Source organism: Hyphomonas sp. NPDC076881, assembly GCF_050269995.1.
Lineage (GTDB): Bacteria > Pseudomonadota > Alphaproteobacteria > Caulobacterales > Hyphomonadaceae > Hyphomonas.
Genome location: NZ_JBNNJJ010000003.1, coordinates 268,704 through 293,256, shown reverse-complemented (window position 1 = coordinate 293,256; position 24,553 = coordinate 268,704). Strand labels below are relative to the sequence as shown.

Below are 24,553 nucleotides of genomic sequence, written 5' to 3'. Positions count from 1 at the left end.
GAATTGCCATTATCCAAGTCATATGTTCGCGCCACAAATGCGTCTTATCTCTCTGGCCGGTCTCATGACGGCTGCGTTTGCCAACACGGCTCTGGCTCAAAGCCAGCCCGTTGCATGGTCTCCCAGCTATATTGGGGCATGTGCTGATTGTGATCTCTCCGGACGCAACCTCGCCGGATGGACCCTGAACGGCGCCAACTATTCCGGCGCGCGCTTCGATTACGCCTTCATGCGCGGCGTGCGGGCCACTGCCGTCAATATGCAGAACGCCAATGTCACCGGCGCCGACCTGCGCGGGGCAGATCTGACCAGCGGCCGCTTGGCTGATGCCGTCTTCAACAATGCCCGTATGCAGGATGTGCTCGCCTCTGGCGCTGATTTCCGCCGGGCGCGCATGCAAGGCGCAAACCTCGAAAAGGCCCGCCTGATCGGCGTGAATTTCGAAGGCGCCACGCTGCTGTTTGCACGGCTTGAAACCGCAGACCTCTCCGGCGCCAACTGCACCGACACCGTGATGGACCGCGCCAATCTGCGCGGCGCCATTTTCAATGGTGCCAATCTGACCGACGCCAGCTTCACCGGCGCAGACGTGTCCAATGCCTCCTTCCGGGATGCCCGCCTGCCGGGCGCAGACCTTACCGGCATCACCGGAGTATCTACAGCGGACTTTGCCGGCGCTTGCGGCTCGCTCACCACCCGCCTGCCGACAGGTATGAGCCTGCCTCCTTGTACGATGCCCGATAGCGGGCAAGAGCTTGCAGACGAAAATTGAATCGTACTGCCCCCTGCGGGTACCTGCGAGGGCTTGATACGCTGCCAGCGCCAGACTCCGGTTCCATGCAAAGAGCCGCGTCCCAATCAGGAACGCGACTCAAGTACAGGCGGAATAAAGCTTTGTACTGATTATTTGCCGTGTTTCTTGCCCAGCACGTAGGACGCGCCAGCAGCAGCACCAACGCCCAAGGCCAAGGCCCAGCCGACAGGCGTTAGGGCAAGACCAGCAAGCGCCAAGCCGGCTGCAGCCCCGCCCCCGGTAGCGAGTGCACCAGCACCTGCGCCAACGGCGGGGTTTTCGGTTTCCTTAACCGTCTCCATCGCTTTGTGAGCGCCATGGGCCATGTGTACGATGTGTTGAATTGACATAGGATATTGTTCCCCAAAAATGCATCTAAGCGGAACTCTACTTGTAGGAGAACATATCCTATAAATTTGCTCCCAAACAGAGGTTTGGAAAGACAGCAGTCTAAATTTTGGTTAATATCGCAGGCAAACTTAAAGCGCCCACGACTCGCTTCGTGGACGCCTTGCGTTTCAAATATCTCAGGATGCAGCTAAGCCTTCACTACCGGCGCGAGGCGGATGTTGAGTTCCTTCAGCTGGCGCTCGTCCACCGGGCTCGGCGCACCCATCAGCAGGTCGCGGGCCTGCTGGTTCATCGGGAACAGGATCACGTCGCGCAGCGAGTCGGTTTCGGCCAGCAGCATGACGATGCGGTCAACGCCCGGCGCAATGCCGCCATGGGGCGGCGCGCCATAGCGGAAAGCGTTCAGCATCCCACCAAACTTCGCCTCAACCACTTCCGGGCCGTACCCTGCCAGCTCAAATGCCTTCAGCATCACCTCCGGGCGATGGTTTCGGATGGCGCCGGACGACAGCTCCACACCGTTACACACGATGTCATACTGGAACGCCTTGAGGGCGAGTTGTTTCTCAACCGTATCGGCCGCCAGCAGCGCTTCCATGCCGCCCTGGGGCATCGAGAACGGGTTGTGGCTGAAATCCACCTTCTTGTTGTCTTCATCCCATTCATACATCGGGAAATCGACAATCCAGCAGAAACGGAACACGCCGGGTTCAATGATGCCCAGTTCCTCGCCAATGCGGATGCGGGCCTGGCCTTGCAGTTTCACGGCGGCAGTCTTGTCACCGGCTGAGAAGAACAGGGCGTCGCCCGCCTTGATGCCAGCGCGCTCAGCCAGCGCGGCCAGCGCAGCCGGCTCAAAGAACTTGGCAATCGGGCCGGTCGCGGCCAGCTGGCCGTTCTCTTCCACGAAACGCATGTAGCCGAGGCCCGGCGCCTGCATTTCCTTCTTCGCCCAGGCGTCCATCTTGTCGAAGAAGCTGCGGGGCTGCTCAGCGGAATTCGGTGCCGGAATGGCGCGCACGATGCCGCCACCCGCCACAATCTTCTTGAACACGGCGAGGGTCACGTCATCGCGCGTCACGATGCCGGAAACATCCGAGCAGATGATCGGGTTGCGCAGGTCCGGCTTGTCGACGCCGTATTTCAGCATCGCTTCAGCGTAGGGAATGTGCGGGAACGGGCCGGCGGGCACAGTGCGCCCCTTGCCTTCCCAGTCCGCAAACTCCTCGAACACGCCGCGCATGACCGGCTCGATGGCGCCGAACACGTCTTCCTGCGTCACGAAGCTCATCTCGATATCGAGCTGGTAGAACTCGCCGGGCGAGCGGTCTGCCCGGGCGTCTTCGTCCCGGAAGCAGGGCGCAATCTGGAAGTAGCGGTCAAAGCCCGACACCATCAGGAGCTGTTTGAACTGCTGGGGCGCCTGCGGCAGGGCGTAGAACTCGCCGGGGTGCAGGCGGCTCGGCACGAGGAAGTCGCGCGCGCCTTCCGGGCTGGAAGCGGTCAGGATCGGCGTCTGGTATTCGGTGAAGCCTTCAGCGACCATGCGGCGGCGCAGGCTGGCGATCACCTGGCTGCGCAGGATCATGTTCTTGTGCAGCTGCTCCCGGCGCAGGTCCAGATAGCGGTGTTTGAGGCGTATTTCTTCCGGATAGGAGTGGTCGCCAAAAACGGGCATCGGCAGCTCGGCGGCTTCGGACTGGACCGAGACTTCCCCGCCAACCACTTCGATCTCGCCGGTGGCAAGGTTTGCGTTCACCAGCTCGGCGTCGCGGGCAACCACCTTGCCTTCAACCGTGATGACGCTTTCCGCGCGCAGGCGCTCAACCGTGGCAAAGCCCGGCGAACCCGGATTGAACACAATCTGGGTGAGACCGTAATGATCGCGCAGGTCGATGAACATGACCCCGCCATGATCCCGGCGGCGGTGCAGCCAGCCTGAAATCTTTACGGTTTCTCCCACATGGGATTTGCGCAGCTCCCCGCAGGTATGGGTGCGATAGGCATGCATCGGGCGAAATCTCCGGAAAATCGCTGAATCAGAAAGAAGCGGCGTAGGGCACAGACCCCCTCGCCTTTGTCAAGTTGGTGCGATAAGCGCTCAAGGGATGACTGACAACACCCTGACCCCCATCACAGAGCAGTCCGCACTGGAAGATCTGTGCGGCGCGCTCGCCGAATCGGAATTTGTCTGCGTGGACACCGAGTTCCACCGGGAGACAACTTACTGGCCGGAACTCTGCCTGATCCAGGCCTCCGCCCCCGGCGTTGAAGGCCTGATCGACCCCCGGGCCGAAGATCTGGATATCCGCCCCTTCCTCGACCTGATCGCCTCTGACCGGCAGACGAAAGTGTTCCACGCCGCCCGGCAGGATATTGAAATCTTCAATCGCCTGATCGGCCACCCTCCCGGCCCGGTGTTTGATACCCAGGTTGCCGCCATGGCGCTCGGCTTTGGCGATTCGATTTCCTACGACAATCTGATCCAGCGCGTCCTGCGCAAGCATATCGACAAGTCCAGCCAGTTCACTGACTGGATGCGCCGCCCGCTCAGCCAGAAACAGCTGGTCTATGCGCTGGGTGACGTGACCCACCTGCGCGACGCCTATCAGAAGATGCGCGACGAGCTGGAGAAGACCGACCGCCTCAACTGGGTGCGCGAAGAGATGGCCGAGCTTGAAGACCCGGCCACCTATGACACCGACCCGATGAATGCCTGGCAGCGCCTGAAACTGCGCATGCCCAAGAAAGACTATGCCGCCATCGTGGTCGCCGTTGCCGCCTGGCGCGAACGCACGGCGCAGGAGCTGGACAAGCCGCGCCGCCGTATCCTCAAGGACGACGCCATCCAGGAAATCGCCGCCCAGAAACCGCGCACCGAAGAAGACTTCAACCAGTTGCGCGCCGTGCCCAACGGCTTCATCCGCTCCAAGCATGGCCAGGGCCTGATCGAGGCCATCAAGGAAGCGCTCGCCAATCCGGACGCCTTCGCGCCGGAGCTCTCCCGCCCGGTGCAAAACCCCCAGATCCCGGCGGGCGCGCCGGAGCTGCTGAAAGTGCTGCTCAAGCACGTCTCCGATGAACACGACGTCGTGCCACGCCTGATTGCCAACTCCAGCGACATCGACCGGATCGCCCGCGGCGAGACCAGCGAAGACATCCCGGCCATGACCGGCTGGCGCTATGACATGTTCGGCAAGAAGGCGATCGCACTCCTGTCAGGCAAGCTCGCTGTGTCCTTCGCCGGCGGTCAGGTTCGTCTGTTCGACGTCTAACGCGCTTTAGCGCACCACGGTCGTTGATTTCAGCCGCAGGACGCTGGCTGCCTGTGAAAGTCGCCGCTCGACCGTTTCTGAAATGAGGTTGGCGTCCTTGCGGTGGACTTCCAGCGCCAGAACGTCACCTTCCCGGCGAAGCGAAGCGCGCTGCAAAATGGGGCCGGAACGGCCGGAAAACACGGCGCCAAGCCGCATCAGCAGGCCGATCTGCTTGGCCCGTTCCGCCTGCTGCTCCGTGGTCAGCGCCACATGTTCGGCCGGGCGTTTGAAATCCTTCTCATAGCGGCAGCCGATGGCATGTGCGATCATCGCGCGCTCAGGATGCGTCACGCCCAGATAAGGCGCGCGCAGCGCCTGATCATAAGCCATCTCGGCGCGGTGATCAGGATGGAACCGTCCCGCGCTGTCCGCCATCATGCAGGCAGCCATCTCTATACGGATGTCTGCCGCAGGCGACCCGAACAGATCATGCTCCGGAATGAGTGCGGGCGAGATGAAATCGTGCAACGCACGCCCGAAGGCAATCTGGTTGTGATCCAACCGCGCATAGGCGACTATTCCATCCGTCAGCGGATCATCCAGACTCATGCTCAGAAGGTCATGCAGCACGCCCTCACGCACACCCGCCGCAGAAATCGTCACCCCTTCCAGCGCGCTAACAGAAAGGATCTCTTCTATCAGCACCGCCGCCATCGGGAAATGTTTTGCGCGTTTCTTGTCAATCGTCTCGATCTGCTGGCGGGCAGCCGGGTTGGTCAATGAATCGAGGCAGAGTTTTGCCGCCCGCGCCACCTGCCCTTCATTGATCTGAAACCCCTGCAGCACATGCAGCGGATACTTGTCCATCTCCATCACGAGCCGGCCGAACGCGCGCCATGCGCCGCCCACGGCATAAAATCGTCCCTTGGCTCCCTTGATCACCTCGCTGGCCTTGAGTGCCTCGCGCACCCGTTTGCGCAGCTCCTTGGGATCGTTGACGATATCGCCCAGCGCCAATGGCCCCAGCATCAGGCTCTCGCCCGCTTCCGGCCCCTTCTCCAGACCGATGCGCTTCAGTTCCAGGCTGGAGCCCCCCAGATCGCCGATCAGTCCCATGGGGTTGTGGATGCTCAGATCAACGCCGCGCGCAGAAAGCCGCGCCTCATCCTCCCCGCTCAGCAGCCGGACGGGCCGGCCAAGCACCCTGCCAGCATGCTTCAGGAATGCCTCGCCATCGCCCGCCATCCGAACGGCAGCCGTCGCGACAGCCTGATACGTCTCCACATTCAGCGCGCGCAGAATCGCGCGGTAGCGGCTCAAGGCCTGCAGAGCCGCTTCAACGCCCTTGGGGGAGAGATGGCCCGTCTTCGGCAAGCCCTCGCCAAGACCCGCCATGACCTTTTCATTGAAGGTCTGCAGGATCGAGGCGCCCATGACCTCGCAGATCACCAGGCGCACCGAGTTCGACCCGATATCGATAACGCCCGCGAGCCTGGATTTGGGAAAACTCATTTAGGCTGGATCTCGCGATAGGAAAGGCGCGGCGGAAGGCTGACCTCCAGCGCGCTGCCCCGTCCAGATAGGCTGGGATTGTCCATAAAGTATCCGTGCGCTGTGAAGGCGGTTTCAGGTGAAGACACAGGAAACCGCTCATAGGTGCCGTCCGAGTGCATAAGCCACGTCTGGCGCTCATCGTTGAGATTGGCAACCATGATCTGATTGAGCACCTGCCGATGAACGGTGGGGTTCGTCAGGGGCACGAGCACTTCCACGCGGCGCGTCAAGTTGCGTGGCATCCAGTCCGCCGAGGACATGAACACCTTCGCATTCGCCGAAGGAAGCGCTTCGCCATTGGCAAAGCAGAGGATGCGCGAATGCTCCAGGAAACGGCCAACGATGCTCTTCACCGTGATGTTTTCCGACACGCCGGGAATGCCCGGCCGCAGACAGCAGATGCCCCGCACCACCAGAACAATCGGAACGCCCGCCTGGCTGGCCTTGTAAAGCGCGTCGATCACATCTGGATCAACCAGGCTGTTCATCTTGGCCCAGACGCCGCTCGGCTTGCCCTTCCGCGCAGCCTGAGCTTCCGCCTCGATCATTTCGATCAGCTGCTTCTTCAGCGTCACCGGCGACATGCCGATCACCTCAAAGGGCGGCGCCACTTCCGGCGGCTCGCGATACGCCGTCACATAGTTGAACAGGCGGTTGGCGTCCCGCCCCAGTGCCTGATCCGCCGTGAACAGGGAAAGATCGGTATAGATACGCGCATTGATCGGGTGGTAGTTTCCGGTTCCATAGTGCGTGTACGTGCGAAGTTCATTGCCCTCGCGGCGCACCACAAGCGACACCTTCGCGTGCGTCTTGTATTCGATGAAGCCATACACCACCTGCACCCCGGCGCGCTCAAGGTCGCGCGCCAGCCGAAGGTTTGCCTCTTCGTCAAAGCGCGCCTTGATCTCAACCAGCGCCGTCACCGTCTTGCCGGATTCCGCCGCCTCGATCAGCGCGCCTACAATGGGAGAATTAACGGTCGTTCGGTAAAGCGTTTGCTTGATCGCCACCACCAGCGGGTCTGCCGCCGCCTGGCGCACAAATTCCACCACCACGTCAAAGCTCTCGAAGGGGTGGTGAACCAGAATGTCCTTCGCCCGGACGGCCGCAAATATATCCCCACCCATCTCGCGGATGCGCTCGGGATAACGCGGCTCGTATGCCGGGAACAACAATTCGGGCCTGTCATCCACGATCAGCTCGGACAGGCGCGCCATGCCGAGAATGCCATCATAAAGCACGATATCGGAGGGCTCCGCCCCCATCTCGCGCATGATGAACTCGCGCAGCTTCTCCGGCGCGCTCGCCTGCATCCGTAGGCGGACAATACGCCCCCGGCGGCGCTGCTTCAGCAACACCTCGAATTCGCGGATAAGGTCTTCAGACTCTTCCTCGATCTCGATATCGCTGTCGCGCACGATACGGAAAAGACAACGCCCCACCTCTTTGAATCCCGGAAACAGGGTTCCCAGGAACATCCCGATCACATCCTCCAGAGGAATAAACCGGATGCCAGGCTTGGTGCCCGTCTGCAGGCGGATGAACCGGCGAACGAAAGTCGGCATCGGCACGATGCCCACCTGCCCCTCGCCCCCCATTTCTGATTCAAGATCGAACGCGATCGTGAAGCCGAGATTGGGAATGAAGGGGAATGGATGCGCCGGGTCCACCGCCAGCGGCGTCAGGATCGGGAAGATATTGATATTGAAATATTCCTGCAGCTCAGCCCGTTCCTTGCGGGTCAGCTCTTTGGGCTCAAGCACAAAGATGCCCTGCTCGGCCATCTCGGTTTTCAGCTTGCGCCACTGATCAAGCTGCGCCGCGATCAGGCGCAGCGACGCCGTCTCGATTTCAGCTACCTGCTGAGCTGGCGTCAGCCCGTCCTGGCTTGGCCGGGTGACACCCGCCCGCACCTGCTCGCGCAGGCCCGCATAGCGCACCATGTCGAACTCATCGAGATTGCTCGCCGAGATCGACAGGAACCGCAGCCGCTCCAGCAGCGGGTGGGCGGGGTTATCCGCCTCGTCCAGCACACGCTGGTTGAACTGAAGCCAGGAAAGCTCCCGGTTCAGGAATCTCTGCGGCGACGCCATGAGCTGTCTGATTGCGCGCTGCTGTTGCCCGTCCGGCATCGGTCACCCCTGCTCCGGCGCCCGGCTTTCAGCCTGCGCCCTCGTCTTCTTCGCCGTCTTCATCCAAACCTTCAAGCACCGCGCGGGCAAGTGCCAGCCCCGGCGCCTTCCCGGCCATGCTCACTGCCCCGCTGAGCCTGTCCATCAGGGTCTCAATCGCCTCATAGGAAAGGTCAATACGGGGCATGAGGTAATTGACCGTCTCCGGCGACAGTTTCATGAAACGCTGCGCCGCTGCGGCCCGAAGCCGCGCCCGCAGGTGATCCTCGTCCGGCTGGCTGATTTCAACCACCGGCATGGCGTTAAGCCGCGAGCGCAGATCGGCAATGCCCGTGCGCCAGGCCGCCGGCCCGGAATGGGCCACCAGCAGCAATCGCCCGCCTTTGGCGCCGACCATGTTGTAGAAGGAGAGAAACTGCTCCTCCCGCTTGGCCACGATCAGATCGGCATCATCAAGCGACACATAGCCCGCCGCCAGCGCGTCGAGCGCGCCGAGCTTCAGCGTATTGAACTCTGCCGCGGTCACAAACTGCCCGCCAAACCGGCCCGCCCAGGCCCGCGCCAGATAGCTCAGCCCGCAGAAGGCCGGGCCCGTCACGCTGAGGGCATGGGTCGCCCACGCCTCCGGCCGGCTTGCCAGCCCGGCGGCCACATCATTGGGCACGCCGCGCACCAACCCATCCCAATGCGCCTCGGGCGGCGGGAAGGAAAGCAGGGGCTGCGCCGGACTGTCCTGCGGTCCGTTAGGGTCAGATGTCACTGGATACCGGTCGTTGAAACAGCCGAACGAAGTGTCAGCCTGCCGTCTTCCCGGCCGATGCTGACACCGCGCTGAACCAGATCGCTGCGCAGACGGTTTTCATCACCGGCATAGGCAAACGATACCAGCGCGCCTTCGCGCGCCACAGCCTTGGTGCGGAAATCCGAGACCAGCGGAGAGCGCGCCAGCGCCCCGCGCAGCGTATTCCACTCGGCAAGCGAGGTATAGCGCACCGAGGCTTCCACGCTGGTGCGGCTGCCATCGCGCACGATGGACGCCTCTTTCCAGCTTTCGCCCAGCAGGGTCGAAACGGCGTTGGCTGCATCCGTAAGGGTCGCGACCGGCGGAGTTGCGCCGACAGGTTCGTTGCTAACCGCAGTCACCGACGAAACCACAACGCGCCAGGCGCCTTCGCGGCCCTGAAGGTCAGCGATCAAGGCGCGGCGGGCGTTCACCGGCACAGCTTCGGCCGAGATTTCGGGCCAGGCGCTGTAGGCCGTGTAGAAATTGCCCACGGCGGTCACATACGGCACGAGCGCGCCATTGTTGCGTTCCCCGAAGGCCTGGCGCCAGAGATCTGCCGAAGCCGCGTTGGAGGTCACCGGCACCATCAGCGCCAGCGGGGCTTGGGCGTCCAGGTAGGGCACTTTCAGGGAATCCAGATGCGCCCGCACGATCTGCGGGTTCAGCACCACGGCCAGCTTGCCGCGATACCGGCCCGCGCCAGCGGTCTCTTCCTGAACATCGACAGCCGCCGTCATGCGGGCCGCCAGCGCACCATCAATCGGGATGCCACCGGCGGCATTCCGGTCAGACGCCAGCGTGATTTTGTTGATGAGGGCCCGCGCAGCGGCAGAACGGGCCGAGGCCATCGCCGCTTCGCGCGCTTCAATCACCGTGGCGGCCTGCTGATCCACCTCAATATCGCGGATCGTGTAGACATCGCGGATGTCAGCGAAAGCCAGCGGCGTTGCGGCGAAAATCAGGAACGCGGCGGCAAGTACCCATCGAATCATCGTGGTTAAACTCCTTGTCGGTGCCCCTTCTAACAAGCCATCCGGGCTGCGGGAACCTGCTGCTTCACTTCTGAAGCTTCACTGGAACTTGGCCCCTGCTCATGCTAACGCGCCGATTCAGGCAAACCGAGGGGCTAGAATCCGATGAACACTCCGTCCAAGACGCCTCTCTCTTACCGTGACGCTGGTGTCGATATTGAGGCAGGCGAGCGCCTCGTCGATGCAATTTCGCCCATGGCGAAGGCCACCGCCCGCGCCGGCGTGATGGGCGGCCTCGGCGGCTTTGGCGCCCTGTTCGATCTGAAGGCCGCTGGCTATGAGGATCCGATCCTCGTTTCGGGTACAGATGGCGTTGGCACCAAGCTGATGCTCGCCTTCGAGACCGGCATCCACAACACTGTCGGCATCGATCTGGTCGCCATGTGCGCCAATGATGTGCTGGCGCAAGGCGCTGAGCCTCTGTTTTTCCTGGATTATTTCGCCACCGGAAAACTGGAAGGGGGCATCGCCGAAGCCGTCATCTCCGGCATCGCCGAAGGCTGCCGCCGCTCTGGCTGCGCCCTTGTGGGCGGGGAAACCGCCGAAATGCCCGGTATGTATCCCCCCGGCCATTATGATCTTGCCGGTTTCGTCGTCGGCGCGGTGGACCGCGCAAAAGTGCTGCCCCGCATGGGCGACATGAAACCGGGCGATGTGCTGATCGGCATCGCTTCCTCCGGCCCCCACTCCAACGGCTATTCGCTGATCCGCCGCATCGTGGAGCGCGAGGGCTTGTTCTATGGCGGCGCCTCGCCTTTCTCCAATTCCGAGACACTTGGCGAAGCGCTGCTGACGCCCACCCGGCTTTATGCGCCCATCGTTATGCCGCTGATCCGCGCGGGAAAACTGAAGGGCCTAGCCCACATCACGGGCGGTGGCCTTACCGAGAACACCCCCCGCATGTGCCCTGATGAGCTTGTGCCGCGCATCGACCGCGCCGCCTGGACGCCCCCGCCGGTGTTCCAGTGGCTGCAGGCTGCCGGTCAGGTCGACTTGGAAGAGATGCACCGCACCTTCAACATGGGCATCGGCCTCGTCCTCGCCGTTGCCCCGGATGAGGCAGACGCCGTGATGGCCGAGCTGAAAGCTGCCGGTGAAGACCCGCGTGTGGTCGGCGAGCTCGCCAGCGCATGAACCGCCTCAAACTGGCGATCCTGATTTCAGGGCGCGGCTCCAATATGGAGGCGCTGCTGAAAGCCGCCGTAGACCCGGCCTTTCCGGCAAAGCCCGCGCTGGTCCTCTCCAATCGCCCGGATGCCAAAGGTCTCGAAACGGCCGCCCGCGCCGGCGTGCCTACGCTCGCCATCGACCACAAGCTCTACGGCAAGGACCGCGAAGCCTTCGAACGCGAACTGGACAAGGCGCTGAGCGATGCTGGCATCGAGATCATCGCGCTGGCGGGCTTCATGCGCGTACTGACGCCTTGGTTCGTCACCCGCTGGGAAGGCCGGATGATCAACATCCACCCCTCCCTGCTGCCGAAATACAAGGGCCTCGACACCCATCAGCGCGCCATCGAGGCGGGCGACCGCGAAGCCGGCTGCACGGTCCACTGGGTCAGCGCCGGGGTCGATGAAGGCGAGATCATCGCGCAAGCCGTCATCCCCATCCTGCCGGGCGACACGGCAGACACCCTCGCCGCCCGCCTGCTGCCGGAAGAACACAGGCTCTACCCCCGCGCCTTGGCGATTGCCTGCGCGCGCCTGAGGGGTTGAAACCCAGGCCACTACAAGCAACGCTCATCCTGAGCGAAGTCGAAGGATGTGCCACGCAGAACTGCCGCAAGCCCCGGCTCGTCCTTCGACTTCGCTCAGGATGAGCCGTTCTCAGGACCAGAGCAGACTGCCCTCCCTACCGACCGACGCACCGCCCGAGCCCTTGTGGACACCGCTGCCCCCAGCCGCTATCCCCGAAGGCATTGCGGAACAGGCATCGGAGGCTGGCTTGAGCGACATCGTGATCACACGCGAGGACGGCGAACGCAAAGGCCGCTACGTTGCGCGCATCGAAGGCATCGCCGCCGAAGGCGAGATCGAGTTTACCTATCCCCGACCCGGCATCATCAGTGCCAACCACACCCGCGTTCCGGAAGCCATGGGCGGGCGCGGCGTGGCCCGCGCGCTGCTCGACTTCATGCTTGAAGACGCCCGCACGAACGGCTTCAGGATCGTCCCGGTCTGCCCCTATGTGCGCGGCCAGTATGCCAAGCATCCCGAATGGGCCGATCTGTTCATAACGAAGCCGGGTGAAGATCCGTGAGGCGCGACCACCCCATGCAACAGATCGTACTGGCCCAATACTGCGAGGGCGCCCCCAAACCATCCGACTTCCGCCTCGAAACCCTGCCCCTGCCAGAGCCGAAGGACGGCCAGTTCCGCGTGGCGCATGTCTGGTGCTCGGTTGATCCAGGCACGCGCTCCCGCCTCTCTGGCGGTGACAGCTACGCCGCCGCCCTGCCGCTCGGCAAACCCATTGATGGCTTCAGCGTGGGTGTGGTCGATGCCTCCAATCATCCCGATTGGCCAGTGGGCACGAAGGTGTTCTGCGCCGGCGGCTGGAAAACCCATTCGCTCCAATCCGGCAAAGGTTTCATCGCCAGGGTTGCCGATGTTCCGGGCGTGCCGCTCTCGGCCTGGATCGGCGTGCTGGGCGTGCCGGGGCTGACGGCGTGGTTCGGCCTGAAAGAGGTCGCGCGCTTCAAGGAAGGCGACGCGGTGCTTGTCACTTCCGCCGCTGGTCCGGTGGGCGCCACGGCGGGTCAGCTCGCCAAAGCCTGGGGCGCCTCAAAGGTTGTCGGCGTGGCAGGAAGTGACGAGAAATGCCGTTGGCTGACGGAAACGGCAGGCTTTGATGCCACCATCAACTACAAGACCGCCGCAGACCTCTCCGCCGCCATCGCTGCCGAATTTCCCAAAGGCATCGACATCCTGTTCGACAATGTCGGCAACGCCATGGTCAACCGCGCGCTGCCGCTGATGGCCCTGAATGGCCGCATCTGCATTTCGGGCCAGGTGGCCGATTACAACCTCACGCCAGAGGAAACGCCCGGCATCGTCAACACCAAACCCTTCATCACCCACCGCGTGAACATGCAGGGTCTCGTCGTGTTCGATTTCGCGCGTGGTTTCCCGGAGGCGCTGGAAACGATGGCGAAGATGATCGCCAGTGGTGCCCTGAAAATCCAGGAAGAACGGTTTGAAGGCATCGCCGCAATGCCGGAAGCCTTCTGCGGACTTTTCAGGGGCGAGAATACCGGCCGCCGGGTGGTGAAGGTCGGCGCGTACTAATCGTCGTCGGCATCGCCCTTGCCGATCAGGCTGGAAAGCACGATGCCAGCAATCGCAGCGATCACCATTGCCTGCTTGCCGCCGCCTTCCCCGCCGGTGAGGGCCGAAAGCATCTGCTGCTGCGCGTCGTGACGAGCTTTGGCAGCGGCCTCTTCGGCGCGCTTGTCCGCGTCATTCTTCATCGACATGACCAGCAGGATCGCCCCTGCCATCAGGGAAAAGCCGAGCGCGATGAAGGCAGCGGCGGCCCAGGGGCTCATCCGCTCCGCCAAGAACAATGCCAGCGCCGCAACAGCCGCGATGTAAGCCGTGAGCAGCATGACGCCGACAACGGCAAGCGTGCCAAGGCCCTTGATGCCCCGGTTCACCTGCTCGCCTACCTGGCCCTGCAGCAACGACGACAGGAAAGACAGCATCAGCGGCGCGTCATCAGCAGCGAAACAACGAAGCCAGCGCCAAAGGCGATCAGCAGTGTCTGCAGCGGGTTGGCGCGGGTCTGCACGCCCAGCGTCTTTTCCAGCGAATTGGCCTGCTTGTGGATCTGCTTCAGGGCGCGGCGGGCTTCCTTGAGAACTTCCTCGCCAATGTCTTCTGCAGTATCTGCAGCAGATTGCGTGGCCTCTTCAGCCTCAGCCTGTGCCTTTTCCGCAAGAGCCGCCATGATCTCATCAATCTCGGCACGCAGCGATACCAGCCGGGCTTCCAGGTCTTCTGATCCTTGTTTTATTTCGGTATTCTTTGGCGCTTTGGACATGGGACATACTACCTGAAAATTTACTTCCAGCATTTGCAATATCAGATTTTTATTGTTTTTGGATGAAGGTTAACCGGCCAATTTTACTCTGAACGGGAAAAGCTGATGGCTTCGGATACTGGCGACGTTACCTGCGCAGTATGTAACAAGACCTTCTCTCTCGCCGAGGTCCGGCGTGTGTGTGACTCAACACCGGGCACCCAGGCGGCCTTGCGCGCCCAGTTGCCCAACATCCAGCCGGACCAGCATGTCTGCCTGCCTGACATTGCGCGGATGCGGCGGCTGTATCTTGAGCAGTTGCTGGAAAAGGAACGCGGCGAGCTGACAGCACTCGACGAACAGGTTCTGCAGAGCCTGGAGACGGGCACTCTGGTGGCCGATGAACCAGATGCCGGCTGGGACGATGCGCGCAGCTTTGGCGAACGGGCCGCTGACGCTGTGGCGCGGTTCGGCGGTTCCTGGACGTTCATCCTGCTGTTTTGCTTCATCCTGATAGTCTGGATGCTGGTGAACGCCACCGGATTTATCCTGGGCAGGTTTGACCCTTACCCCTTCATTTTATTGAATTTGGTGCTCTCCTGTATTGCGGCCTTGCAAGCGCCTATCATCATGATGAGCCAGCGCCGCCAGGAGGCGAAAGACCGGCTGCGCTCGGAGAACGACTATAAGGTGAACCTCAAGGCAGAGCTGGAAATCCGGCACCTGCACGAGAAGCTGGACCTTCACCTGCACCGCCAGTGGGAGCGGCTTGCCTCGATCCAGAGGCTTCAGATCGAGCTTCTCGAAGAAGCGGCGCGGGGCGACGGCGCCCGCAATTAGGCCTCAGAACCGGGTCAGCGGGCGTCATTCCCGTGCCAGCCCCGGCCATCTCATGGACAAATCCGGACAGTTTCGGACAGCCATGGGACAATTCCGGACACAAAAAACCGGAGGCGGGCGGGCCCAGCCTCCGGCTTGATATTTTCGCCCTGGGGCGCGCCGTTTAGGCGGTGATGTCAGCTTCGGAGAAGAACTGAGCGATCTCGATGGCGGCGTTTTCAGCCGAGTCCGAACCGTGGACCGAGTTCTCGCCGATCGACTTGGCGAACAGCTTGCGGATGGTGCCTTCAGCGGCGTCGGCCGGGTTGGTGGCGCCCATCACTTCGCGGTATTTTGCGATAGCGTCTTCAGCTTCCAGAACCTGGACGACGACCGGGCCGGAGATCATGAAATCCACCAGCTCGCCGAAGAAGGGGCGCGCGGAGTGGACCGAGTAGAAACGCTCAGCCTGGGCGCGGGTCATCTGGATGCGGCGCTGGCCAACGATGCGCAGGCCGGCTTTCTCGATCACGGCGTTGATGGCGCCGGTGAGGTTACGCTCGGTGGCGTCGGGCTTGATGATGGAAAAGGTGCGCTGCACGGCCATGAGGGGCTTCCTGTAGGTCTGGTTGTTTCCGGGGATTTGCCGGGCCTATAGCGGCGCCTGCCCGCGGGGGCAAGCGGGGACATAGCGGGGGTTGCAGTGGTGCCCGCCGGGGATTAGGGGCGGTGAGGCCCCGTCGTTTGAAAGACCCCCGCCGATGTCCGATCTTCCCCCCTGCCCGAAATGCGGCTCCGCCTACACCTATGAGGACGGCCCCCTGCTGATCTGCCCGGAATGCGCGCATGAATGGGCACCGGGCGAAGCGGCCGCTGAAGACGGGCCGAAGGTGGTGAAGGATTCAGTTGGCAATGTGCTGGCCGATGGCGACACGGTGACGGTGATCAAGGATCTCAAGGTCAAGGGCTCGTCCCTGGTCGTGAAGCGCGGCACCAAGGTGAAGAACATCCGCCTCGTGGACGGGGATCATGACATTGATTGCAAAATCGACGGCGTGGGCGCGATGGGGCTCAAGTCGGAGTTTGTGAAGAAGGTTTGAGCTTCTATACAATTCTAAGCTGACAGCTTCTGAGGACTATGGCGTGCGCATCTTATCATTCTTTTCTTTACTTAGTTTCCTTCTAGCGTGCTCACATTCTCTTGTTGGAACTGCGCAAACTTCCCTTGGTGAGCCCACGCTGTCCAACTCTGAGCCCCCGACTTACTCCACCGAGGGAATCTTTGCTTATTTGGAGATAAGCCCAGAAGACGTGGTGCTATTCCGTGAAGAGCTGGCAGACGCACGTTCTCAAGATCGAAAAACTTATCTTGAAGAAAAAATGGGCCATCTCATAGCCGCTGTTGGCAATGCCAAAGCCTTCTCCAGACCGACTGACGAGTACATGCAGGGCATTTCAAGCTTTTGCTCTACTTTTAACATCTATCTCTCAGAACAATCGCCTGACGATATGGAGCAGCGCCTCGCGGACGCCAAACTCTTCATCATTGAGTCACTAAAGCGGGCAAGCCACAAAGAGCCTATACGAGAATTTGCAGAGGAATACAGAGCAGAAGGAAATCTGCGGTTAGCTGGAGAGTACGCGAAAACGGCGGATGCTCTGATGTCATCATCGGAAGTGTATGCGACCCATGTTCTATTTCTTGAGGATGGAAGGGAACACTGGGGTAACAATCCAGAGTTCATTGAGTCATCAACGCGCCTATGCGTTAAACAAGCCAGTGTTCAGCGAGATACCAATGAGCTCAATCGAGGTCGCCAGTAGCAGCACACCAAAACGCAGATTGCCAAAGCGCGCGTGAGACAAGGTATAGAGTTGGGCTTCAGATGATCGATACGATCGAAATTATATCGCAGTTTCTGAAGAAGGATTGATCAACTTCCCAACCTACCCTTTCCATCGTCACACTCGATGGCCGAAGGCCATCTGAGTGCCCAGCATCTGACCTGACCGGTTGCACCAACGGAAACGTTTGGAGATAGGCCCTCAGACGGGCTTTGCCCGTCGAGGGTGACGCACACGGAAAGGTTTGGAGATTTCTAAACCCCCGCCTCTTTCCAGCCGCCACGGTCCGTCTGCTGAAAATAGCGTGTCACCAATCCCGCATCTTTCGCCGCCTTGAACTGGGCGCGGGCTTTGTTGCGGGTTCCGGTGTCGGCGTCCTCGAACATCACCATGCAGCGCTTGAAGGGGGCGTCTACTGGCGCTTCGGTGCCGTCCATCAGCATCAGGGCGTCTGCATTGTTGGCGTTGGCGAGCTTGGCTGAGAGCAGCACCGGCTGGCGGGCCACATCCAGCCCCGGCGCATCGGCCTGGCCATGGGGCAGGAAGGAGGCGTCCTCAAACGTCCAGAGCACGGCGTCGAGCTTGGCGAGGCGCTCCGCCCGCGGAGAAACGGCCAGCACGCGCCAGCCAACTTCGAGGCATTTCTGCAAGAGCGGCGCGGCCGCCTCTTCCAGCGCGCTGCGCGAGAGATGGTAGAACCACCATTCGGGGGCCTGGTCTATGGTCATGTGTATGCCCCCAGCCTACTCCCGGAAAAGATCACTATGGGTTCCGGCGCGAATGAAAACAATCACGCCAGACCTTCCCGCAGAGTCGTCCACTTTATAAATCAACAGGAAGTCGCCACCGACATGGCACTCCCTGTATCCCGCCCATTCGCCTTTCAGAGAATGATCCTTCCATGCGGCATCCAGCGGGGCATCATTCGCAATGAGAAGGAGCATCACTTCCTTGAGGCGGTTCATGTCATAACGGCCAGAATTGGAAAGGCGTTCCCAATCTTTTGAGAACGCCTTAGCATAATCACACGCGCGAGGATGTTTCGCCCGTTTAGCGCTCTTAGCCATCCAGACCCGCCACCAACTCGTCACCATTGGTAAAGCGCGCCTTGCGCGTTTCAATGATGCCGTCCGCTTCAGCCATGGCTTCACGGGTAGCGGTGTTGGGAACTTTCAGTTCGAGCGGAAACGCCTGATCCGCGATGATCCGGTGGAACAGCAGACGCACGGCATCAGACGCTGTCAGACCCATTGCGGCCAAAGCGGCGGTGGCTTCCGCTTTGATCTCATCGTCCAGACGAATGTGGAGCATTGAACTACCAGCCATCACGACCTCCGTATCTCATTTGAGATACATATGCCGATTAGCGGGTTATTGCAAGGCGCCCGATCGAGGCCCCCGCCTCAAGCGGGGGCTCTCGGAATTTGCTCAGGCCGGTTACGCCTCGTAGTTATCCACAATCCAGCGGCTGAGCAGGCGTGGGCCATAGCCCGATGCCCAGCTCGGATCGGTGGGGGATTTCTCGCCTTCGACCCAGGCAACGCCCGCGATGTCGAGGTGGGCCCAGCGTACGCCGTCTTTGACAAAACGCTTGAGGAATTGCGCCGCCGTGATCGAGCCGGCCGCGCGGCCGCCGATATTGCGCATATCTGCGAACTTCGACTTGAGCAGCGAATCGTATTCCGAGCCCATCGGCAGGCGCCACACGCGCTCGCCCTCGGCCAGGCCCGCCTTGGTCAGCTCGTCGGCCAGGTCATCACTGTTGGTGAAAAGGCCGGCATGGTGATGGCCGAGGGAGATGACGATGGCGCCGGTCAGCGTGGCGAGGTCCACGATGGCTTTCGGCTTGAAGTGTTCCTGCGCGTACCAGAGCACGTCACACAGCACGAGACGGCCTTCAGCGTCGGTGTTCTGCACTTCGATGGTCTGGCCAGAGGCAGAGCGCAGGATGTCACCGGGGCGGATGGCGTTGCCATCGGGCATGTTTTCCACAAGGCCGATGAGACCGACGACGTTCACCTTGGCTTTCGCCTGGGCCAGCGCGCGGATGGTGCCGGTGACGGCGGCCGCGCCGCCCATATCGCCGCGCATCTCTTCCATGCCGGGGCCGGGCTTCAGCGAGACGCCGCCCGTATCAAAGCAGACGCCCTTGCCGACGAGGATCACCGGATCCTCGCCCGGCTTGCCGCCATTCCATTTCATGATGCCGAGTTGGCTTTCCTTGACCGAGCCCTGGCCGACGCCGAGCAGCGCGCCCATGCCAAGCTTGGCCATCTGCTTCTCGCCGAGGACTTCCACTTCCACGCCCAGATCGGCGAGTTCCTTGATCTTCTCGGCAAAGCTTTCCGGGTGAAGGTCGTTGGGCGGCATGTTGACGAGATCACGCGCCAGATAGGTGCCATCCGTGGCGGCATCCAGCAGGATAAAAGCGGCCTTGGCGGCCTTGGGATCGTCACACACGATGGTCAGGCCCGAAAGGCTGGGCTTCTGGTCGGATTTGAGTTTGGTGAAGTAGCTGTCGAAGCGATAGGCGGCGAGCTTGGCGCCTGCGGCGACACGGGCGGCTTCCTCAGCAGTGTGCACGGTGATGGAGGCCGATTTGAAGCCGGAGGAGGCAAACGCTTTGATGAAATGGGCGCCGATATTCTCCAGGGCGCGGGCGTCGCGCTTCTTCGGCTTGCCACCGCCCAGCACGACGGCGCGGCGCGCGTCCGACCCCTTGGGCAGCACAACCGCCACCTGCTGGCCAACCTTACCGTCGAATCGGCCACCCTCGATGGCTTCGGCGATCAGGCCGCCTGCGGCCTTGTCGAGCGCTTCTGCGCTGCCCGGCAGACCAGCCCCTTCATCTGCAATGAAAGCGGCGATGTCGGCCTTTGCGGCTTCTGCGAATGTAATCTTCATGTGTGGAAACTCCGTTTGGAGCGGAAACTAAGCATCGACGCGCCAAGCGCAACTCGTTAGCTAGAGAAATGCTGCCAATTCCGGTTCGATTTCTGGACGCTAGAGTGCCCGCGCCCCGCTTATGACCAAGATCCAGCTGCACCTCTTCCGGCAGGTCCTGCAGGCCGTGCTGATCATCGTGGGCAGCCTCGTGATGGTCGCGCTGCTGGCGCAGGGATTGTCACGAACCGATGTAATCCTGGAAAACCGGCAATCGGCGCTCACATATTTCTATATTGTCATGCTTGGCTCGCCGCAGGTGATTGCCCTGCTGTTGCCGCTGGCGCTGTTCGTCGCCGGGGTGTGGTCGCTGAACCGGATTCACAAGGATTCCGAAATCGTGGTGGCGCAGGCCGCCGGGATGACCCGTTGGCAGGTGGCGTCGCCGGTCTTGCGGCTGGCCGTGGTGTGCATGCTGGCGCATATGTCGGTGAACCTGTGGGTTCAGCCGATGTCCCAGCGGGCGATGCGCGAGGCGGTGGCCGATGCGCGGGCAGACCTTGCCGCAGCCCTTTTCCGGGCCGGTCAGTTCACCTCGAATGGCGAACGGCTCACATTCTATGCGCGCGACCAGGTGGGCGGGGAACTGCGCGGCGTTTTGATCTCGGATATGACCGATCCGGACTATCCGACCGACATTCTCGCCCGGTCGGCGGCTTTGGTGACGGTGGACGGGCACCCCACCCTTCTCTTGCGCGACGCGCTCAGCCAGCAGCTGGATGCCAACCAGCAGCTCTCGGTTCTGGAATTTGACCAGTACATGTTCGACCTGACGGACTTCATGAAGGAAGATTCCGAGCTGGTGCTGAAGGCGTCCGACAAATTCCTGTTCGAACTGCTGTTCGTGGACCGGAAGAATTATTTCGAGAGCAAGGAGGCTGACAGTTTCCTGGCCGAAGCCAATGCCCGGCTCACCTCGCCGCTGCTCAATATCGTCATGGCGCTGCTGGCGATCTTTGCCGTTCTGGGCGGGGATTTCAGCCGGCAGGGCTACAGCAAGCGGATCGGTATCGCGACCGGCGGGGCGATTCTGGTTCTGGTAGTGCATCTGGCGCTGCAATCGGCGGCGGCCGATGACCCACAGCTCAATATCGCCCTCTGGGCAGTGCCCCTGCTGACCAGCCTGATGCTGGGCTGGATCTATTTCGGACGCGGCGCCCGGATCGGGCGCAAACAAAGGATTACCCCGCCCCCGCACGGTTACATACCCGGAGTGCGCGCCTGATGCCCCTGTTTTCCCGCATCCAGCGCTATATCCTGCGCGAGTGCCTTTCCGGCCTCGCGCTGGTGCTGGCTATCCTGCTGCTGGCGATCATGATGATCGACGTGGTGGAACAGATGCGCACGATCGGCAGCGATGTGGAGATCACGCTGCTGGACGCCTTGCGCCTGTCGGCCATGAAACTGCCGATGATTGTCGAACAGACCCTGCCTTTCGCGCTTCTGGCGGCGACGATGATGGCTTTTACCCGGCTGAACCGGCGCTCCGAACTCTCGATTATCCGGGCAAGCGGCCTGTCGGCCTGGCGGTTTCTTACGCCGGTGATCGTGCTGGGCGTGATGCTGGGCCTGTTCTCATCCATGGTGCTGAACCCGTTTACCGCCAGCCTTGCCCAGTCTTATGAGGCTGAACGCGCCCGGTTGCTGAACATTGGCCGGGGCACGGTGGCGGTGGGCGAAACCGGCATCTGGCTGCGTCAGGGCGACGATACCAGCCAGTATGTGATCCATGCGCGCCGGGTTGAAGATGGCGGACGGACGCTGACCGGCGTGAAGATCATCGAGGAGCAGCGTCTTTATAATGGGCGCCAGCCAACCAATGACTTTGCCTTTGTGCGCCGGATCGACGCGCAGCGGGCCGTTTTGAACGATGGCTTCTGGCAGCTCGAGAATCTGGTCGAGAACCTGCCCAACCAGGTGCCGGAACGGCGCGCCACGCTGGCAATCCCGACCTCGCTGGACGCAGTTCGCCTGCTGGATGAGTTTGCCTCGCCCAACACGGTCGGTTTCTGGGAATTGCCGCGCTTCATTTTTGAAACGCGCGCCGCAGGATTGGACACTTCGCGTTATACGATGCGTTGGTTCACTCTTACGGCGACACCCGTGCTATTTACCGCAATGGCCCTTATCGGGGCGCTCGCCTGCCTGCGCCTGCAGCGTCTGGGGGGCACTTCCAGACTGCTGGCAACCGGCGTCATGGCGGCCATTGGGCTTTATTTTTTCACGCAATTTTCCTCCAGCCTGGGGGCAACCGGGGCGGCGCCCGCAGCGGTCGCGGCATGGTCTCCCCCACTGTTCTTCCTGTTCGTCAGCCTGGCCTTCATTGCCTACCGCGAAGACGGCTGACGCTGTCCCGGCCTTGACAGCCCCTGCCGTGGCAGACCATCTCTGCCGCCCTTGAAGAGGTGGACCCCCGCATGAAGCTTGTCGTCGTCGAGTCTCCGGCAAAGGCCAAAACGATCAACAAGTACCTGGGCAAGGACTATAAAGTCCTCGCTTCCTACGGGCATATCCGGGATTTGCCGTCCAAAAACGGCTCGGTTGACCCCGAAAACGACTTCGAAATGGTCTGGGAAGCCGACGCCAAATCCGCCAAGCGGATCTCCGACATCGCCAACGCCCTGAAAGATGCCGATACGCTCATCCTCGCGACTGACCCTGATCGCGAGGGCGAAGCCATCTCCTGGCACCTGATCGAAGCGCTGAAGAAGCGCCGGGCGCTGAAAAAGGACATGGCGGTCGAGCGGGTGGTGTTCAACGCCATCACCAAGAGCGCTGTCACCCAGGCGATGCAGCAGCCGCGCGGCCTGGACGAGGAACTGGTCGACGCCTACCTCGCCCGCCGGGCCTTGGACTATCTCGTGGGCTTCAACCTCTCTCCGGTTCTCTGGCGCAAGCTGCCGGGCTCGCGCTCGGCCGGCCGGGTGCAGTCGGTCGCGCTGCGCATCGTGTGCGACCGCGAGAACGAGATCGAGATGTTCCGGCCGCAGGAATACTGGAACATCGCCGCCGAGCTGCGCGCGCCCGATGGGTCGCATTTCGAGGCCCGGCTCCATTCTCTGGATGGCGAAACGCTGAAAAAGTTCACCCTGGGCAACAAGGGCGATGCTGACCGGGCGCTGGAAATCGTCAAGGCCGGCGGCTATTCGGTCAGCGCGGTTGAGGCAAAGCCGGTCAAACGCAACCCGCCCCCGCCCTTCATCACCTCCACGCTGCAGCAGGAAGCCAGCCGCAAGCTTGGCTTCTCGGCCAAGCGCACCATGCAGGCCGCCCAGAAACTCTACGAAGAAGGCCGCATCACCTATATGCGGACTGACGGCGTCAACATGGCCGAGGAGGCCTATGCCGCCGCCCGCGCCATGATCCAGTCCAACTATGGCGCGCGCTACCTGCCGGAAAACACCCGCCGCTATTCCTCGAAGGCGAAGAACGCGCAGGAGGCCCACGAGGCTGTCCGCCCCACCGACTTCAATCTGCGTCCGGAAGATTATCACGGCGACGGAGACCTGAAGAAGCTCTACACGCTGGTCTGGCGCCGCGCTGTAGCGTCCCAGATGGAAGCGGCCGTGTTCGAGCGCACCACCATCGACCTGATGTCGAAGGACAAGCGCGCGGGCCTGCGCGCCACCGGTCAGGTCGTCGTGTTTGACGGCTACATCAAGCTCTACACCGAAGGCCATGACGCCGGCGATGATGATGACGATGCCGAAGGGCGCCTGCCGAAGATGACGGAAGGTCAGCATGCAGACCTTCTGAAGGCGGAGGCCAACCAGTCCTTCACCCAGCCGCCCCCGCGCTATACCGAAGCCTCTCTGGTCAAACGGCTGGAAGAACTCGGCATCGGCCGCCCATCGACCTACGCCTCCACCCTCTCGACCCTGGAAGACCGCGGCTATGTCCGCATCGAAGGCAAGGCGCTCGTGCCCGAAGACAAGGGCCGCCTTGTCACCGCCTTCCTCGAAAACTTCTTCAGCCGCTATGTGGAGTATGACTTCACCGCCGGGCTGGAAGAAAAGCTCGACGTGATCTCCGACGGCAAGCTCGACTGGAAAGCCTTCCTGCGCGAATTCTGGCAGCAATTCGCTGCCGATATCGACGGAACGAAAGACCTGCGCGTGTCTGCCGTGCTTGACGCGCTGAACGAGGCGCTGGGCGCCTATGTGTTCCCGCGCCAGGACGCCGACGGCAACCCGATCGAGAACCCACGCCAGTGCCCCCTCTGCAAGGAGGGCGAACTGTCGATGAAGCTCGGCAAATTCGGCGCCTTTGTCGGCTGCTCGCGCCATCCGGAATGCAAATACACGCGCCAGTTTTCCTCCGAGGGCGGAGAGAGCGCCGCCATCAACCCGGACGGCAACGAACTTGGCGTTCATCCGGATACGGGCGAAACCATCTTCCTCAAATCTGGCCGCTTCGGCCCCTATGTCGAGATGGCAAATGGGGAAAAACCCAAACGCGCCTCGCTGACCAAAGCGGATAAGGACAATCTGGACGGCTTCACCCTGGCGCGCGCCGTCGAGCTTCTGATGCTGCCGCGCGAAGTTGGTCCCCACCCGGAAGATGGCGAGATGATCCTCGCCAATTTCGGCCGCTTCGGGCCCTATGTTCAGCATGGCAAGACCTATGCGAACCTGAAAGATCCGCGCGATGTGTTCACCATCGGCGTCAACCACGCCGTCGCGCTGATTGAGGACAAGAAAGCCCGCGGCTCCGCCCGCGCCGGCGCGGCCGCGCTCAAAACCCTCGGCGACCATCCCGATGGCGGCGCCATCGAAGTGTTCGAAGGCCGCTATGGGCCTTACGTGAAATGGGGCAAGGTCAACGCCACGCTTCCCAAGGACGTGACGCCGGACGCCGTGACGCTGGAACAGGCTATCGAGCTGGTAAACGCCAAAGGCGGCAGCGCGAAGAAAAAGGCGCCCGCCAAGAAAGCCGCCGCGAAAAAGCCCGTTGCCAAGAAAGCTGCGCCGAAGAAGAAGAAGGCGGCGGCGAAGAAGGACGAGGAATAGCGCATCTCAGCGGGA

Annotated in this window: 24 protein-coding genes and 1 pseudogene; 12 read left to right on the top strand and 13 right to left on the bottom strand. The window is 61.9% G+C overall.

What is annotated here, in order from left to right; genetic code table 11:
- Nucleotides 1-37: 37 nt before the first annotated feature.
- Nucleotides 38-772 (top strand): pentapeptide repeat-containing protein, encoded by a 735-nt coding sequence (locus ACQKI2_RS05115; RefSeq protein ID WP_427378625.1) that lies wholly within the window; start codon nt 38-40, stop codon nt 770-772.
- 131 nt (nt 773-903) lie between these two features.
- Here ACQKI2_RS05115 and ACQKI2_RS05110 read toward each other — a convergent pair whose 3' ends face one another.
- Nucleotides 904-1,143 (bottom strand): hypothetical protein, encoded by a 240-nt coding sequence (locus ACQKI2_RS05110; protein ID WP_427378624.1) that lies wholly within the window; start codon nt 1,141-1,143, stop codon nt 904-906.
- A 188-nt stretch (nt 1,144-1,331) separates the two neighbouring features.
- The gene (gene aspS / locus ACQKI2_RS05105; RefSeq protein ID WP_427378623.1) at nt 1,332-3,155 is read right to left on the bottom strand and encodes an aspartate--tRNA ligase; all 1,824 of its coding nucleotides are present in this window, start codon (nt 3,153-3,155) and stop codon (nt 1,332-1,334) included.
- A gap of 97 nt (nt 3,156-3,252) precedes the next feature.
- Between aspS and rnd the strand changes: the two genes are divergently transcribed.
- Complete coding sequence (gene rnd / locus ACQKI2_RS05100) at nt 3,253-4,419, top strand: ribonuclease D (protein ID WP_427378622.1); 1,167 nt, start codon at nt 3,253-3,255, stop codon at nt 4,417-4,419.
- A 6-nt stretch (nt 4,420-4,425) separates the two neighbouring features.
- Here the strand turns inward: rnd and ACQKI2_RS05095 are convergent, their stop codons facing one another.
- The 4 genes from ACQKI2_RS05095 to ACQKI2_RS05080 form a co-directional block, all read right to left on the bottom strand.
- The gene (locus ACQKI2_RS05095; protein WP_427378621.1) at nt 4,426-5,913 is read right to left on the bottom strand and encodes a Ppx/GppA family phosphatase; all 1,488 of its coding nucleotides are present in this window, start codon (nt 5,911-5,913) and stop codon (nt 4,426-4,428) included.
- Nucleotides 5,910-8,048: an RNA degradosome polyphosphate kinase gene (locus tag ACQKI2_RS05090; protein ID WP_427378620.1), complete on the bottom strand. Its 2,139-nt coding sequence runs from the start codon at nt 8,046-8,048 to the stop codon at nt 5,910-5,912. Before ACQKI2_RS05090 ends, ACQKI2_RS05095 begins: the two co-directional genes overlap by 4 nt.
- Nucleotides 8,049-8,115: 67 nt before the next feature.
- Entirely contained in the window at nt 8,116-8,847 is a 732-nt protein-coding gene (locus tag ACQKI2_RS05085; RefSeq protein WP_427378619.1) for a hypothetical protein, read from the bottom strand.
- The gene (locus ACQKI2_RS05080) at nt 8,844-9,863 is read right to left on the bottom strand and encodes a hypothetical protein (RefSeq protein ID WP_427378618.1); all 1,020 of its coding nucleotides are present in this window, start codon (nt 9,861-9,863) and stop codon (nt 8,844-8,846) included. The genes ACQKI2_RS05085 and ACQKI2_RS05080 overlap by 4 nt, the downstream gene beginning before the upstream one ends.
- Before the next feature lie 144 nt (nt 9,864-10,007).
- Here ACQKI2_RS05080 and purM point away from each other — a divergent pair, with 144 nt between their 5' ends.
- The 4 genes from purM (at nt 10,008) to ACQKI2_RS05060 (ending at nt 13,189) form a co-directional block, all read left to right on the top strand.
- Entirely contained in the window at nt 10,008-11,036 is a 1,029-nt protein-coding gene (purM, locus tag ACQKI2_RS05075; RefSeq protein WP_427378617.1) for a phosphoribosylformylglycinamidine cyclo-ligase, read from the top strand.
- Nucleotides 11,033-11,617 carry a phosphoribosylglycinamide formyltransferase gene (gene purN, locus ACQKI2_RS05070; RefSeq protein WP_427378616.1) on the top strand — a complete coding sequence of 195 codons (585 nt, stop codon included), beginning with the start codon at nt 11,033-11,035 and terminating at the stop codon, nt 11,615-11,617. The genes purM and purN overlap by 4 nt, the downstream gene beginning before the upstream one ends.
- Before the next feature lie 229 nt (nt 11,618-11,846).
- On the top strand, nt 11,847-12,161 hold the full coding sequence (locus ACQKI2_RS05065; protein WP_427378615.1) for a GNAT family N-acetyltransferase: 315 nt from the start codon (nt 11,847-11,849) through the stop codon (nt 12,159-12,161).
- A 14-nt stretch (nt 12,162-12,175) separates the two neighbouring features.
- On the top strand, nt 12,176-13,189 hold the full coding sequence (locus ACQKI2_RS05060) for an NADP-dependent oxidoreductase (protein WP_427378614.1): 1,014 nt from the start codon (nt 12,176-12,178) through the stop codon (nt 13,187-13,189).
- Here ACQKI2_RS05060 and ACQKI2_RS05055 read toward each other — a convergent pair.
- Together ACQKI2_RS05055 and ACQKI2_RS05050 are read right to left on the bottom strand one after the other, a co-directional pair.
- Entirely contained in the window at nt 13,186-13,605 is a 420-nt protein-coding gene (locus tag ACQKI2_RS05055) for a phage holin family protein (RefSeq protein WP_427378613.1), read from the bottom strand. The two genes, ACQKI2_RS05060 and ACQKI2_RS05055, sit on opposite strands and share 4 nt — an antisense overlap.
- Nucleotides 13,605-13,943 (bottom strand): DUF883 family protein, encoded by a 339-nt coding sequence (locus ACQKI2_RS05050; protein ID WP_427378612.1) that lies wholly within the window; start codon nt 13,941-13,943, stop codon nt 13,605-13,607. The genes ACQKI2_RS05055 and ACQKI2_RS05050 overlap by 1 nt, the downstream gene beginning before the upstream one ends.
- Before the next feature lie 105 nt (nt 13,944-14,048).
- On the opposite strand from ACQKI2_RS05050, the gene ACQKI2_RS05045 reads away from it, so the two are divergent.
- A complete protein-coding gene (locus ACQKI2_RS05045; protein ID WP_427378611.1) occupies nt 14,049-14,762 on the top strand; it encodes a DUF1003 domain-containing protein in 714 nt (237 codons plus the stop codon).
- Between the two features lie 163 nt (nt 14,763-14,925).
- Here ACQKI2_RS05045 and ndk read toward each other — a convergent pair whose 3' ends face one another.
- Nucleotides 14,926-15,348: a nucleoside-diphosphate kinase gene (gene ndk, locus ACQKI2_RS05040; protein ID WP_035594557.1), complete on the bottom strand. Its 423-nt coding sequence runs from the start codon at nt 15,346-15,348 to the stop codon at nt 14,926-14,928.
- Between the two features lie 154 nt (nt 15,349-15,502).
- Between ndk and ACQKI2_RS05035 the strand changes: the two genes are divergently transcribed.
- On the top strand, nt 15,503-15,841 hold the full coding sequence (locus ACQKI2_RS05035; protein WP_427378610.1) for a zinc ribbon domain-containing protein YjdM: 339 nt from the start codon (nt 15,503-15,505) through the stop codon (nt 15,839-15,841).
- Between the two features lie 43 nt (nt 15,842-15,884).
- On the top strand, nt 15,885-16,565 hold the full coding sequence (locus ACQKI2_RS05030) for a hypothetical protein (RefSeq protein ID WP_427378609.1): 681 nt from the start codon (nt 15,885-15,887) through the stop codon (nt 16,563-16,565).
- 275 nt (nt 16,566-16,840) lie between these two features.
- On the opposite strand, the gene ACQKI2_RS05025 is transcribed toward ACQKI2_RS05030, so the two are convergent.
- The 4 genes and pseudogenes from ACQKI2_RS05025 to ACQKI2_RS05010 all read right to left on the bottom strand — a co-directional run.
- Complete coding sequence (locus tag ACQKI2_RS05025; RefSeq protein WP_427378608.1) at nt 16,841-17,314, bottom strand: DNA polymerase III subunit chi; 474 nt, start codon at nt 17,312-17,314, stop codon at nt 16,841-16,843.
- 15 nt (nt 17,315-17,329) lie between these two features.
- Nucleotides 17,330-17,653 (bottom strand): type II toxin-antitoxin system YafQ family toxin, encoded by a 324-nt coding sequence (locus ACQKI2_RS05020; RefSeq protein WP_427378607.1) that lies wholly within the window; start codon nt 17,651-17,653, stop codon nt 17,330-17,332.
- Entirely contained in the window at nt 17,646-17,912 is a 267-nt protein-coding gene (locus ACQKI2_RS05015; protein ID WP_427378606.1) for a type II toxin-antitoxin system RelB/DinJ family antitoxin, read from the bottom strand. The genes ACQKI2_RS05020 and ACQKI2_RS05015 overlap by 8 nt, the downstream gene beginning before the upstream one ends.
- A gap of 111 nt (nt 17,913-18,023) precedes the next feature.
- Nucleotides 18,024-19,496, bottom strand: a pseudogene (locus ACQKI2_RS05010) (leucyl aminopeptidase); the annotation flags it as partial.
- A gap of 115 nt (nt 19,497-19,611) precedes the next feature.
- Between ACQKI2_RS05010 and ACQKI2_RS05005 the strand changes: the two are divergent.
- The 3 genes from ACQKI2_RS05005 to topA all read left to right on the top strand — a co-directional run bounded on the left by ACQKI2_RS05005 (nt 19,612) and on the right by topA (nt 24,538).
- Nucleotides 19,612-20,754 (top strand): LptF/LptG family permease, encoded by a 1,143-nt coding sequence (locus tag ACQKI2_RS05005; protein ID WP_427378605.1) that lies wholly within the window; start codon nt 19,612-19,614, stop codon nt 20,752-20,754.
- Entirely contained in the window at nt 20,754-21,875 is a 1,122-nt protein-coding gene (gene lptG, locus ACQKI2_RS05000; protein ID WP_427378604.1) for an LPS export ABC transporter permease LptG, read from the top strand. Before ACQKI2_RS05005 ends, lptG begins: the two co-directional genes overlap by 1 nt.
- Before the next feature lie 71 nt (nt 21,876-21,946).
- Nucleotides 21,947-24,538, top strand: a complete 2,592-nt coding sequence (gene topA, locus ACQKI2_RS04995; RefSeq protein WP_427378603.1) for a type I DNA topoisomerase — start codon at nt 21,947-21,949, stop codon at nt 24,536-24,538.
- Nucleotides 24,539-24,553 lie beyond the last annotated feature (15 nt).

What these genes read in the sequence shown, in the direction of transcription:
- ACQKI2_RS05115 (WP_427378625.1), top strand. Translation starts at nt 38, where the DNA reads ATGCGTCTTATCTCTCTGGCCGGTCTCATGACGGCTGCGTTTGCCAAC.
- ACQKI2_RS05110 (WP_427378624.1), bottom strand. Translation starts at nt 1,143, where the DNA reads ATGTCAATTCAACACATCGTACACATGGCCCATGGCGCTCACAAAGCG.
- aspS (WP_427378623.1), bottom strand. Translation starts at nt 3,155, where the DNA reads ATGCATGCCTATCGCACCCATACCTGCGGGGAGCTGCGCAAATCCCAT.
- rnd (WP_427378622.1), top strand. Translation starts at nt 3,253, where the DNA reads ATGACTGACAACACCCTGACCCCCATCACAGAGCAGTCCGCACTGGAA.
- ACQKI2_RS05095 (WP_427378621.1), bottom strand. Translation starts at nt 5,913, where the DNA reads ATGAGTTTTCCCAAATCCAGGCTCGCGGGCGTTATCGATATCGGGTCG.
- ACQKI2_RS05090 (WP_427378620.1), bottom strand. Translation starts at nt 8,048, where the DNA reads ATGGCGTCGCCGCAGAGATTCCTGAACCGGGAGCTTTCCTGGCTTCAG.
- ACQKI2_RS05080 (WP_427378618.1), bottom strand. Translation starts at nt 9,863, where the DNA reads ATGATTCGATGGGTACTTGCCGCCGCGTTCCTGATTTTCGCCGCAACG.
- purM (WP_427378617.1), top strand. Translation starts at nt 10,008, where the DNA reads ATGAACACTCCGTCCAAGACGCCTCTCTCTTACCGTGACGCTGGTGTC.
- purN (WP_427378616.1), top strand. Translation starts at nt 11,033, where the DNA reads ATGAACCGCCTCAAACTGGCGATCCTGATTTCAGGGCGCGGCTCCAAT.
- ACQKI2_RS05060 (WP_427378614.1), top strand. Translation starts at nt 12,176, where the DNA reads ATGCAACAGATCGTACTGGCCCAATACTGCGAGGGCGCCCCCAAACCA.
- ACQKI2_RS05055 (WP_427378613.1), bottom strand. Translation starts at nt 13,605, where the DNA reads ATGCTGTCTTTCCTGTCGTCGTTGCTGCAGGGCCAGGTAGGCGAGCAG.
- ACQKI2_RS05050 (WP_427378612.1), bottom strand. Translation starts at nt 13,943, where the DNA reads ATGTCCAAAGCGCCAAAGAATACCGAAATAAAACAAGGATCAGAAGAC.
- ACQKI2_RS05045 (WP_427378611.1), top strand. Translation starts at nt 14,049, where the DNA reads ATGGCTTCGGATACTGGCGACGTTACCTGCGCAGTATGTAACAAGACC.
- ndk (WP_035594557.1), bottom strand. Translation starts at nt 15,348, where the DNA reads ATGGCCGTGCAGCGCACCTTTTCCATCATCAAGCCCGACGCCACCGAG.
- ACQKI2_RS05035 (WP_427378610.1), top strand. Translation starts at nt 15,503, where the DNA reads ATGTCCGATCTTCCCCCCTGCCCGAAATGCGGCTCCGCCTACACCTAT.
- ACQKI2_RS05025 (WP_427378608.1), bottom strand. Translation starts at nt 17,314, where the DNA reads ATGACCATAGACCAGGCCCCCGAATGGTGGTTCTACCATCTCTCGCGC.
- ACQKI2_RS05020 (WP_427378607.1), bottom strand. Translation starts at nt 17,653, where the DNA reads ATGGCTAAGAGCGCTAAACGGGCGAAACATCCTCGCGCGTGTGATTAT.
- ACQKI2_RS05015 (WP_427378606.1), bottom strand. Translation starts at nt 17,912, where the DNA reads ATGGCTGGTAGTTCAATGCTCCACATTCGTCTGGACGATGAGATCAAA.
- ACQKI2_RS05005 (WP_427378605.1), top strand. Translation starts at nt 19,612, where the DNA reads ATGACCAAGATCCAGCTGCACCTCTTCCGGCAGGTCCTGCAGGCCGTG.
- lptG (WP_427378604.1), top strand. Translation starts at nt 20,754, where the DNA reads ATGCCCCTGTTTTCCCGCATCCAGCGCTATATCCTGCGCGAGTGCCTT.
- topA (WP_427378603.1), top strand. Translation starts at nt 21,947, where the DNA reads ATGAAGCTTGTCGTCGTCGAGTCTCCGGCAAAGGCCAAAACGATCAAC.